The 11241-nt window shown below is 50.9% G+C and carries 13 protein-coding genes; 10 read left to right on the plus strand and 3 right to left on the minus strand.

Features of this window, described 5'->3' with window-relative positions; translation table 11 throughout:
• The 3 genes from Q0438_RS01175 to Q0438_RS01185 all read left to right on the plus strand — a co-directional run.
• A partial coding sequence (locus Q0438_RS01175; RefSeq protein ID WP_299186373.1) for an NAD(P)H-hydrate dehydratase occupies nucleotides 1–1525 on the plus strand: 1525 nt, incomplete at its 5' end.
• The gene (gene purN / locus Q0438_RS01180; RefSeq protein WP_299186376.1) at nucleotides 1516–2094 is read left to right on the plus strand and encodes a phosphoribosylglycinamide formyltransferase; all 579 of its coding nucleotides are present in this window, start codon (nucleotides 1516–1518) and stop codon (nucleotides 2092–2094) included. The genes Q0438_RS01175 and purN, both read left to right, overlap by 10 nt.
• A 285-nt stretch (nucleotides 2095–2379) precedes the next feature.
• The gene (locus tag Q0438_RS01185) at nucleotides 2380–2658 is read left to right on the plus strand and encodes a hypothetical protein (RefSeq protein WP_299186379.1); all 279 of its coding nucleotides are present in this window, start codon (nucleotides 2380–2382) and stop codon (nucleotides 2656–2658) included.
• 23 nt (nucleotides 2659–2681) lie between these two features.
• Here the strand turns inward: Q0438_RS01185 and Q0438_RS01190 are convergent, their stop codons facing one another.
• A complete protein-coding gene (locus Q0438_RS01190; RefSeq protein ID WP_299186404.1) occupies nucleotides 2682–3014 on the minus strand; it encodes a hypothetical protein in 333 nt (110 codons plus the stop codon).
• Here Q0438_RS01190 and Q0438_RS01195 point away from each other — a divergent pair.
• The 7 genes from Q0438_RS01195 to Q0438_RS01225 all read left to right on the plus strand — a co-directional run bounded on the left by Q0438_RS01195 (nucleotide 2941) and on the right by Q0438_RS01225 (nucleotide 9272).
• Nucleotides 2941–3252: a DUF3137 domain-containing protein gene (locus Q0438_RS01195; protein WP_299186382.1), complete on the plus strand. Its 312-nt coding sequence runs from the start codon at nucleotides 2941–2943 to the stop codon at nucleotides 3250–3252. The genes Q0438_RS01190 and Q0438_RS01195 overlap by 74 nt on opposite strands.
• Before the next feature lie 518 nt (nucleotides 3253–3770).
• Nucleotides 3771–4373, plus strand: a complete 603-nt coding sequence (locus tag Q0438_RS01200) for a CDP-alcohol phosphatidyltransferase family protein (protein ID WP_299186384.1) — start codon at nucleotides 3771–3773, stop codon at nucleotides 4371–4373.
• A gap of 463 nt (nucleotides 4374–4836) precedes the next feature.
• Nucleotides 4837–5475: a 1-acyl-sn-glycerol-3-phosphate acyltransferase gene (locus tag Q0438_RS01205; protein ID WP_299186386.1), complete on the plus strand. Its 639-nt coding sequence runs from the start codon at nucleotides 4837–4839 to the stop codon at nucleotides 5473–5475.
• A complete protein-coding gene (locus Q0438_RS01210; protein WP_299186389.1) occupies nucleotides 5456–5800 on the plus strand; it encodes a hypothetical protein in 345 nt (114 codons plus the stop codon). The genes Q0438_RS01205 and Q0438_RS01210 overlap by 20 nt, the downstream gene beginning before the upstream one ends.
• A 1-nt stretch (nucleotide 5801) precedes the next feature.
• Complete coding sequence (locus Q0438_RS01215) at nucleotides 5802–6731, plus strand: phosphatidate cytidylyltransferase (RefSeq protein WP_299186392.1); 930 nt, start codon at nucleotides 5802–5804, stop codon at nucleotides 6729–6731.
• Nucleotides 6732–6738: 7 nt separating this feature from the next.
• Entirely contained in the window at nucleotides 6739–7293 is a 555-nt protein-coding gene (locus Q0438_RS01220) for a DUF1287 domain-containing protein (RefSeq protein ID WP_299186395.1), read from the plus strand.
• A 38-nt stretch (nucleotides 7294–7331) separates the two neighbouring features.
• Nucleotides 7332–9272, plus strand: coding sequence for a bifunctional alpha/beta hydrolase/class I SAM-dependent methyltransferase (locus Q0438_RS01225; RefSeq protein ID WP_299186397.1), 1941 nt, complete (start codon nucleotides 7332–7334; stop codon nucleotides 9270–9272).
• A gap of 140 nt (nucleotides 9273–9412) precedes the next feature.
• On the opposite strand, the gene Q0438_RS01230 is transcribed toward Q0438_RS01225, so the two are convergent.
• Both Q0438_RS01230 and Q0438_RS01235 read right to left on the minus strand, forming a co-directional pair.
• Nucleotides 9413–10204 carry a UDP-N-acetylmuramate dehydrogenase gene (locus Q0438_RS01230; protein WP_299186401.1) on the minus strand — a complete coding sequence of 264 codons (792 nt, stop codon included), beginning with the start codon at nucleotides 10202–10204 and terminating at the stop codon, nucleotides 9413–9415.
• A gap of 594 nt (nucleotides 10205–10798) precedes the next feature.
• Nucleotides 10799–11241, minus strand: a 443-nt coding sequence (locus Q0438_RS01235) for an MqnA/MqnD/SBP family protein (protein ID WP_367178480.1), incomplete at its 5' end; no start/stop codon positions are given.

Below are 11241 nucleotides of genomic sequence, written 5' to 3' on the forward strand. Positions count from 1 at the left end.
AAAGGGCTCGCGCATTTTGGCGCTTTGCGGCGGCGGAAATAACGGCGCGGACGCGATGGCGGCGCTGCGAAAGCTAAGCGGCGATTTTAGCTGCACCGCGCTTTGCGTGCTTCAAAACAGAAGCGCGGCGGGTAAATTTCAAGCTGATGCGGCGCGGGCTGCGGGCGTTAAGCTTATCGATATTACGAGCATAAAAACCACTTGCGAGCACGCAGACAGCGCATCTGGCAAGGATATCTGCACGCATGAAAGCGTAGGCGGCTCCTCCTTAAAGGGTGCCGGCTCTTGTGAGGGCGAGCCTGATAACGAACGCGAAGGCCTAAACGGCGCAAATATTTCAGGCGGCGACGATAAATTATGCGCAAAATTTACAGGTGCTAAATTTGAAACCGCAGAGCGCAGCGGAGAATGCGGCGAACTAGGCAAAGAATGCAGCAAACCGAGCGGCCTGCACGATGAAATTACAAGCGCAGACTGCATAATCGACGGGATTTTCGGCAGCGGTTTGAATAAACCGATAAGCGCTGAAATTTGCGAAATTTTATCTCTCGCAAACGGCACGAAATCCCTAAAAATCGCAGTCGATATCCCAAGCGGTATCGATAAGAGCGGGCGCATTTTAGGCGGTGCATTTTGCGCGGATCTGACGATCGCGATGGGAGCGCTCAAACTCGCGCTGTTTTCGGATGCAGCGAAGGATCAGGTAGGACGGATCAAAGTCGCAAATCTTGGAATTTCGCGCCAAAATTTTGAGGGGCGGAGCGAATATTTTCTGCTTCAAAAAAGCGATCTGAAGCTGCCGCTGCGCAGGAAGCAAAACACCAACAAAGGCGACTTCGGGCACACCTACGTAGTAAGCGGACAGATGAGCGGAGCGGCGCAGATGGCGGCTCTAGCGGCTCACGCGATCGGCAGCGGGCTCGTTAGCATCGTTAGTGAGGAGCCGTTAAATTTAAGCCCGATTTTGATGCAAAAAAGCTCATTCAATGCCGCGCAGGTCGTAGTCTGCGGCTGCGGCCTTGGAGAGCGGAAGATCGATCTTGCCGCGCTGCGGGGCAAAAGCTGCGTCATCGACGCCGATCTGTGCTACGAGCGCGAAATTTTAAGTCTGCTTAGCGAAAATTCAAATTTAATCATAACGCCCCATCCGAAGGAATTTTGCTCGCTTTTGAAGATCGCAGGCATCGCAGATCTTAGCGTGAGCGAGCTGCAAGAGCGGCGCTTCGAGCTTGCGCGGGCGTGGAGCGAGAAATTTAGCGGCGTGCTCGTGCTAAAGGGCGCAAACACGCTCGTCGCCCAAGCTGGCATCATCTACGTCTGCGACAAGGGCAGCGCCGCGCTCGCAAAGGGCGGCAGCGGCGACGTGCTCGCAGGGCTTATCGGCGGGCTGCTCGCGCAAGGCTACCTGCCTCTGCAAGCCTCAATCTGCGGCGTTCTAGCCCACGCGCTCGCCGCGCGAGCCTTCGCCAAAAACTCCTACGCGCTAAATCCGCTCGATCTCATCGAGGAGGTAAAATGGTTGTGAAAAAGCTCGCCGTGCTTTTTAGCGGTGGCGGTTCAAATTTAGAGGCGATTCTGCAGAAGCTGCACGGCAAAATTTTCGGCGAAACCAAGATCGAAGTTGCGCTAACACTAACTAACAAAGCTAACGCCGGCGGCATAGCAAAAGCCGCAAAATTCGGTCTAAAAAGCGTGATCCTAAATCACAAAGAGTTCGCTAGCCGCGAGGAGTTCGACGCCGCGCTCGTGCGCGAGATCGAAAAAAGCGGCGCGGATCTTACGGTGCTTGCAGGCTTTATGCGAATTCTCACACCCGTTTTTACGAGCAGAGTTCGCGCGATAAACCTGCACCCGTCGCTGCTGCCGCTTTTTAAGGGCGCGCATGCGATAAAAGAGAGCTTTGAGAGCGATGTGAAAGTGGGCGGCGTGAGCGTGCATTGGGTCAGCGAGGAGCTCGACGGCGGCGCAATCATCGCTCAGCGCGCGTTTGAAAAGAGCGCGGGAATGAGCCTTGAAGCTTATGAGGCCAAAATCCACGAGATCGAGCATGAGCTATTGCCGCAGGTGATCGTAGAAATTTTGTGCCAAAGCTAAATTTTACGCGGAATTTAAAGATCGAAATTCCGCGAAATTTTGTAAATTTTAAAGCTTAGTTCTTTAAATTTAGGGGCGGATTTGAAGCGCTAAGTTTTAAAATTTCGTTCGGGTAAAGCACGGGAAAAAATGACCGCAAAAGAACCGTAAAAACTAAAGCTTCTCATCGAGGCAGAGCGGCACAAAAGTACGGCGTTTTCGATAATAGCAGTGCTAGCCTCGGCGCTGTGGCTATTTTTCAATTTTAGAGATCAAGAAGCAGCAGTAGGCCTCTGCTGGATCATAGTGGTATTTAGCTGCGGCAGCATCTCTTATAGAGTAGTGAATAAAGATGCAAATATAGTGCGCGTATTTATCTTTTGCGTCTTGCTGTGGATACTTGCCAAAAGCGTAGAAATGTGTAAGAATGATACCTTACGCTTCGTCATCGCACTCGTAACCATCTGCCTTTCTTTGTTTAATATCGCGGATGCCGCGCTGGAGCGGATCAAATACAATAGATCCAAAAAATTCGTCCGCGCCTTTAAACACCGCTATATCTCGCACCCTATATCGCGAGCCTAGGCTATCGCTACAAAATTTTAGGCTCATTTCGACCGGCGTATCTGCGCGCTAGCGGCCTGTTTCAGGATGGAGTAAAATATCTTGATTGCGAAGATAAAATTTCCGGCGTCTATGACGGAGTATTTTTCAGCTTTGCGGATGTTTGCGCGACCCACACCGACGAACGATATAACAGCAGAGGGATCTTTTTCTACGCGGAATTTAAAAAGCGCATAAACTCGGTGGCCGTGATCCTTCCTGCTCAGCGCGAGGCCAACACTCGGCGGACTTAAGAAGATCGCGATGGACGATAGCGAGTTTAGCTCCGCATTTAGCGTATATAGCGCCGATGCGGTATCTGCAATGTACGCCCTCACGCCCGCCTTTATGCGGCGCTTGCTTCGCTTTAGAAGCGGTGCCGGCGGACCGATCAGATTAAGCTTTTCTGGTAGAAAAGTCTATATTTTCATCCACACGGGACACGATAGCTTCGAGCCTAGCGTAGATCGCAGCGTACTTAGTTTCGATCCTGCGGCGTCTATCAAGCACGAGCTTCTATTCTTTCTCTCCATCGTAAAAAGTCTGAAATTAAACGAAAATATCTGGCTAGATTAAATTTTAAATTTGACTTTAAATCCGCAAATACGGAGGTTTTGCACCGCCGCGAAATTTTAAAATTTAAAAGTATTCTTCCCGGCTCGGCGCCGCTATGATTTAGAATTTTCGCGACAAGGTCTATTACATTTTCGGCGGAGAGCGAAGTTTGAAATCTATCGCGATGAAATCCCATGCGGTTTATAAATTTTTGTGGCCCGCATAGAGGAATTGAGCAAAGATGGATACTGATATGGCGATGATTGCGCCGTACGCTTTCCATAATGGAGATTACCACGCTGCCTATAATCGTGCCGTAAACGCTACTTTTACCGTCGCGAGCCCGCGTCAAAAAAATTGAGGGCCCATCGCGGCAATGATATAAGAGATAATTTACTCATATTTGCATCGTTCATTTCGCCATCCTAATGCTTTTAAAAATCGACGATTAAAAAGCTCACACAAAAGCCGACCACACATTTAATCTGCCTCCAAGCATTTTTAAGCGACAATACGAAAATCAAATTTTCGGAGTCCTCATGACGATTTACGAGTTAAAGCCCAAATTTCAAAATTTACTTCGTCCGTTAGTAAGACGTCTTCACGGCGCGGGCGTCAGCGCAAATCAAGTCACGATCACAGCCTGCGTCATTTCCGTTCTGCTGGGCGGACTTCTGATAAAATTCGCCGAAATTTCGACGCTATTCTTTCTGCTGCCCGTTTGGATGTTTTTGCGTATGGCGCTAAATGCCATCGACGGCATGCTGGCTCGCGAGTTTAATCAAAAAAGCCCACTGGGCGGCTACCTAAACGAAGCCACGGACGTCATCTCGGACGCCGCGCTGTATCTGCCGTTTGCCTTCGTGGCGCCGTTTGACTGGGGCGTTATCGCGCTCGTTATCTTTCTATCTTTTATGAGTGAGTTTTTGGGCGTCCTAGGGCAGGTGCACGGTTGCGGCAGGCGATACGACGGACCTATGGGCAAGAGCGACCGCGCGTTTATATTCGGGCTTATCGGTACGGTATATGCGCTATCTGGGCGACTACCGGAGTGGTTTAGCTGGGTACTTTACGCCGCGATATTTTTACTCGCGCTTACTTGCGCAAACCGCGTGAGGATGGGACTAAAAAGCGTGGAATAAGGCGCCTCGGACGAGGATAAATTTAATAGCTATCTCCAAAATCGACGCAAGGCAAATTCGCCTAAATTTGATATAATTGCAAAAGTTTTAAGCTCGCCTCGACGCGGGCACGCAATCGTTATAAATTTGATCTTGTTTAAATTTGCGAGATTTTTTGAGGCGAGGATAAAATATCACGGCGAATTTGTCCGCTTAATTTAGACGTTTTAAAAGACGCTAGGCGCGCAAAACGCGCTCGGTTAATTTCGAGCGTTTTATCAAAGTCGGTGAAATCAAAGGCAAGTAGCAAAAGCGGCAAATTGCAGGCGTTACTTAAAACCGTATCGGCTTTAATCGCCTCAAATTTATGTCTAAACGCTCGTTTTCGGCAAGATGGGCGAGAAGCTTATTGCCGCACACAACCGCAAAATTGAGGGCGCCGCAAAAAGCGATTTGAAAAGTAAAAGAGTAAAAAGGATACAAGATGAAAGAGTTTTTAGCTGCAGCGCTTGATTTTATCCTTTGCCGTATCACGATATTTATCACGGGCGTACGGCCGCCGCAGGAGCTTTTAAATATCGGCGAGGGTACTAAAATTTACTACGCGAACCACGCTAGCCACGGCGATTTTTTGCTGATTTTCGTCTCGCTGCCGTATCGCGTGAGAAAGCGCGTGCGCCCCGTCGCGGCGGCGGAGTACTGGGGGAGCGGACCCGTGCGCAGATTTCTTGCTAAAAACGTGTTTAACATGGTGCTAATAAGTCGCCGCAAAGATCCGCTAGAAGCGCTAGCGCAAATGAGCGACACGCTGCAGACACACTCTCTCATCATCTTTCCCGAAGGCACGCGCAAGATGGACGACGACCTGGCGCTGCAGCCGTTTAAAAGCGGGGTGTTTCGTTTGGCGCAGGAGTGCCCCTCCGTGCCTTTGGTGCCGATTTGGATCAAAAACGCGCGCAACGTCCTGCCTAAAGGCTTTATGATACCCATCCCGCTGCTTTGCGAGCTGATAGTGGGCGAGGAGATAACATACGGCGGCGAGGGCAAGGGCGAGTTTTTACAAAAGGCGCAAGACGCGCTGCTAGCGATGAGCGATACGCAAAATGATAGAACTAAAGCCTAGCACGGAAGTTTTAGCGATGGCGGTAAATTTAAGCCCCGTAAATCCGTCAAATGAAAAAGCAAAATTTGCGACCGATTTTTGCGGCAAATTTGACGTAGAGCCTTTTAAAGCAGTAGCTGAAAACGTCAAATTTGAACGAGAAACACGGGCTAAAACGCCAGCCTTGCCGCAAATCAAATTTGACGCAAACGCAAATTTAAACCGCATAAAAAATTTAACCAACCAAACCGTCCGCGTGGCAAACCAAACGTGCGCAAATTTGACTCGCTCGGAGAGCTCCGAAGCAGGCGTCAAATTTAGCTTCAATTTAACCAAAAGGCCCTAAAATGAACCCGCAAAATCATATCTTAAATCTATTTTTAGGACTCATCGCGGTGCTAGTCGTCTCTAGCGTCGTGGCTTTTATATTAAAGGCGAAATTTGGCGCCGAGAACAAAACCATCGCAAATTTGACCTCGCGCATAAACGCTTGGTGGGCGATGATTTTGGTTATTTTTGCGTTTACTTATCTTGGCAAAAACGCCGTGATATTTTTATTTTTGCTAGTTTCGTTTGCCGCATTGCGCGAGTTTTTGTCGCTCATCTATATCCGCAGAGGCGATCATATCGCGCTCGTGGCGTGCTTTTACGTGATTTTGCCCATGCAATATATCTTTATTTATGCCGATTGGTACGCGATGGCGATGATATTTATCCCGGTTTACGGATTTTTATTTTTACCGATTTTGGCGGCTATTTGCGGCGATGCGGCTTATTTTTTAGAGCGCTCGACGAAGATCCAGTGGGCGCTGATGATCTGCGTGTTTTGTATCTCGCACATCCCCGCGCTTCTTTTGCTGGATCTTGGGCAGGGCGGCGGCATGGAGTTGATGCTGTTTTTGATCCTAGTCGTGCAAGCTAGCGATGTGCTGCAGTATATCTGGGGCAAGCTTTTTGGCAAGCGCAAGATCGTTCCTAGCATCAGCCCGTCTAAAACGGTGGTTGGCTTTGCAGGCGGCGTACTTAGCGCCAGCGCGCTGGCTGCGTGTTTGCATCATCTCACGCCTTTTGGCGCGACGGGGGCGTTTTTCATCGGGCTTGCCGTTTGCATGATGGGCTTTTTAGGAGGGCTTGTTATGTCTGCGATCAAGCGCGATCTAGGCGTCAAAGACTGGGGCTATATGATCAGCGGGCACGGCGGGATGCTTGACCGTATGGACTCGCTGTGCTTTGCGGCGCCGATATTTTTTCACATAGTTAGATATTTTTACGCGTGAGGTTTTGATGAAAATTTGGAGCAAAATTTTACTTTTAGCGCTCGCGGCAAATTTAGCCTTTGCGTTTTCGGCCGGAAAGCTCGTGCAAGATGCTAGAGTGCAGGTTGGTCGGACGCTGTTTTACGATCCTTCGTACTCTAGGCTTGAGTACCCGATGGGCGACGTGGATATGATAAAGGGCGTTTGCACCGACGTCGTGGTAAGGGCGCTGCGCGGACAGGACATTGATCTGCAGCGGCTCATCCATGAGGATATGAGCGCGAATTTTAGCGTCTATCCAAAAAACTGGGGCGCGAAAAAGACCGACAAGAACATCGATCATCGCCGCGTACCAAACATCGCGACCTATCTAAAACGCAAAGGCTATGAGGCGAAAGGCGAGTTTAAAGCGGGTGATATCGTGACGTGGCGGCTGGATAACGGCAGGCCTCATATCGGCATAGTTTCGGATAAATTTGCAGGCGATAAAACCCCGCTCGTGATCCATAACATCGGCCTTGGCGCGCAGGAGGAGGATGTGCTAAACGAGCACGAGATAACGGGGCATTTTAGGATAAAATAAGCGTAAAAATCGATAAATTTAAGCAAGAAAGGCGAAAAATGGAGTTTAAAGAGAGTTGCTTTATAACGAGCGATGGAGCGAGGATATTTTACAGATACCGCCTGGCTAGCGACGTAGCGTGCGAAAACCCGGGTGCAGACGAAATAAATTTAAGCGCCTGGACCGCAAGCGAAACGTCAAATTTGACTAGCGAGCAAACAGGCGGCGTGGATGAAAATGCGGACTCAAATTTAAACGAAACGGGCAAATGCGCTGCGTCAAATTTGAGCGAGAAAGAACTAGCTGAAAACGCCGAGCAAAATCTCAAATTTAAAGCCGCGCCGAATGCCAAAGCCGTAGCGATATTTCACCGCGGACACGAGCACTCGGGCAGGACGACGCACGTGGCGGACGGGCTAGCGGATGAGAGTTTTAGCTATTTTGCGTGGGATCAGCGCGGACACGGCAGGAGCGACGGAGAGCGGGGCGATGCGCCGAGTATCGGCCGCCTCATCGCCGACGTGGACGAGTTTGTGGCGCACATCGAGCAGAGATTTGGGTTTGAGACGCAAAATCTAGCCGTGATAGCTCAAAGCGTGGGTGCGGTGCTGGTCTCTGCGTGGCTGCACGACTACGCTCCGCGCGTTCGCTGCGCGGTGCTGGCAAGTCCCGCGTTTAGCGTGAAGCTTTACGTACCGTTTGCTAGAGCCGGGCTAAAGGCGCTCTACTGCGCTCGCGGAAATTTTTTCGTAAACAGCTACATCAAGGCACACTATCTCACGCACGACAAGGAGCGCCAGGCCAGCTACGACGCCGACTCGCTCATCACTCGCGCGATCTCGGTGCGCATACTGCTGGGGCTTTACGAGGCGGCACAGCGCGTGGTCTCTGACGCCGCCGCGATCACGACGCCTACGCTGCTGCTGGTTTCAGGCGATGATTGGGTCGTGGAGCACGCCCCGCAGCACGAGTTTTACAACGCTCTTGGCGCGCGCGTAAAGAGGCGCGAGATTTTAGAGGGATTTTACCACGATACGCTGGGCGAGAGCGAGAGAGAAAGGGCGTTTGAGATCGTGCGCGAGTTCGTCAGAGAGCGTTTTAGAGCGCCTTTTAGCGAGATAGACTGTACGCACGCGGACGAATACGGCTTTAGCCGCGAAGAGGCCGATAGGCTAGCTACGCCGCTGCCGAGATTTAGCCCGAAAAATTTGCGGTTTAAATTTCAGCGGATATTTATGCAGGCGGTTTCGCCGTGGGTCGGCGGGCTAAAGATCGGCGAAAATACCGGCTACGATAGCGGCAGTACGCTTGATTACGTTTACCGAAACGAGCCGCAAGGGGCGAATAAATTTTTCAAATTTATCGACAAATTTTACTTAAACGCCATCGGCTGGCGCGGTATCAGAGAGCGCAAGCGAAATATCAAGCTAGCCATCGACCAAGCCGTAGCAAAGCTGCAGGAGCGAGGCGAGCCGCTACGACTGTTAGACATCGCCTCGGGCCATGGCAGATACATACTAGACGCCGCGCAGGGGCATAAATTTGAGCGCATAACGCTGCGCGACTACAGTGACATAAACGTAAAAGCCGGTAGCGAAATGATAAAGGAGCGCGGGCTGCAGGACGTCGCGAGCTTTACGCAGGCAAATGCGTTCGAAGCCGCTAGCTACGAGGGTCTGCAGGACGCATATACGCTAGGCGTCGTGTCGGGGCTGTTTGAGCTTTTCCCCGATAACTCGGTCGTACGCACTGCGCTACAAGGCTTTTCAAGCAGCGTAAAAAGCGGTGGCTACCTTATCTACACCAACCAGCCGTGGCACCCGCAGCTCGAGATGATCGCGCGCGCTCTATCTAGCCACAGGCAGGGTGCGGCATGGATCATGCGCCGCCGCAGTCAAGCCGAGATGGATCAGCTCGTAGCAAACGCGGGATTTAAAAAGGTGAAAGAGTGGATAGATGGGGATGGGATATTTAGCGTGAGTTTGGCCGTTAAAATTTAACGGCTTGTCTTTTGAGTGCTTTTAAATTTGACGATTTCGTCGGTATTTTAAAATTTCAAAGCATAAATAAAATCCAGCGCAAAAAGACGGAGTAGACGACCGAGCAAGCTTAGTCGGGGGCAAAATATACAAATTTCCTTTTATAGTACCACGACTTCGGTTTCCAGTTTAATACCGAATTCTTCAAAAACGCGGCTTTGCGCTAAATTTATGAGCGCAATCACATCCTCAAAGCTTGCGCCGCCGAAATTTATGATAAAATTGGCGTGCTGCTCGCTAAATTTCGCGCCGCCGATCGCGCAGCCTTTTAATCCCGCCGCTTCGATCAGTCTGCCCGCGGCGTCATTCGGCGGGTTTTTAAAGCAGCTGCCAAAGCTAGCTCCCTTTGGCTGATTGGCGCGTTTGGCGGCGAAATCCGCGGCGAACGAGACGTCAAAACCGCGCGAAATTTTAAACTCTGCGCCCAAAATCGGCTCCTCGATCCCGCTTCTTCGGTAGCCGAAGCTTATCCGCTCGCGCTCCACCCAGCCGCGCATTAGGCGCACGGCAAGCAGGCTATCGCTGATACTCGCACCGCTAAGCCCCGCGTTCATTTTGATTAGCCCGCCAAGCGTACCCGGGATGTTTCGCAAAAACTCAAAGCCGCCGAGACCCTGCTTTTTGGCGAAGTTGTAAATTTTACCCGACTTCGTCGCAGCCCCGACGCTAAGGATATCTCCGCTTAGGCTTATGCGGTCGAACTCCTCGCTTAGCATCGCAAGGTGCGGCGGCACGGGCGAGATGAGCAGATTGTTGCCGCCGCCGATGATCGCGCCCCCCGCCATGCTCTCAAACTCCGCAAAATCGGCCTCGTCCTTTAAAATTTGCACCGCAAAGCTCCCGCCGATGCGCACGGAGGTGTATTTGCTAAAATCTATCTGCTTTGTTTTCAAAATTTTGCCTTTTAAATTTCATTTCTAAATTTCGCGCTAGCCGCCCGCCGCTTTAAAATTTAGCGCTGCCGTCGCGCCGCACGGCACAGAACACGAACGCTATTTCAAAATTTAACGCTGCTGCTACGATTAAATTTAGCTCGCTTTCGATACGTTTTCAGCGGCGCACTACGTCGCACGCGCAACTCGCACTCTGCGGTACAAAATACAACCGCGCAATGTAGCGCCGCGCTGCAAAATTTCATCGCTGCGTAGCCTAAATTTGAGATGGAACATCGCGCCGCGACAATGGCGCCACAGCGCGGTCGATTGACGCGCTCAGCGGCAAAATCCGCGGCAAGCTCGGCGTTAAATTTGCGCGCAAATTTAAATCCAAATTGTACTCTGCGGCTAAATCCAAAAGCGGCGATACATTACCGCACGGCAAAAACGAGATAAAATTCTACCGCGCGTCTGCTTTTACGCCGAAGTAAATTTTAGCCGAGGCGCAAACCCCTTAACGCCGAAAAATTTAACCGAAATGCAATTCCCATTCCGAGTAAAATTTAGCCGAAGCAAGCGCCAAATTTCAGCTAAATTTTAACCTCGCTCGCTTTACATCGGGTTTTGCCCGCCGCAGTCCGCAAAACGGATCTCGTTATATTCGCGCGGGATGAAATTCTCCTGCGCGCTAATCGGCGCAGGGTAAAATCCGCGCTCGTAACCAAGCTCAAATAGCCTATCTATCGCCCTTATCTGCACCTGCGAAAGCTCGATCGAGGCCTCGTTGGCATAAAGGCTCAGATATTTTTCTAGCTTTGCGTCGTCCACGCGAATGAGATTTCGCTCCATGAGTATGTGCGACAAAAAGGGCTTATGCGCGGTGGCGATGCGTACGCCTTCCGTTAACACGCGCTCGCACTCGATAGCGTCCGTTATCGGTAGGCTGCGGCGAACTGCCATGCCTCCCAGTGGTAGCGGTAGATTTTCGCCAGCTAGCTCGCTCCAGATGTCCCAGATCTCGCGCTCCACGCAAAGCTCGTCCGAAAAATCCAAAA

Origin of the sequence: uncultured Campylobacter sp., from assembly GCF_938030785.1 — a bacterium.
Classification (GTDB): Bacteria; Campylobacterota; Campylobacteria; order Campylobacterales; family Campylobacteraceae; genus Campylobacter_B.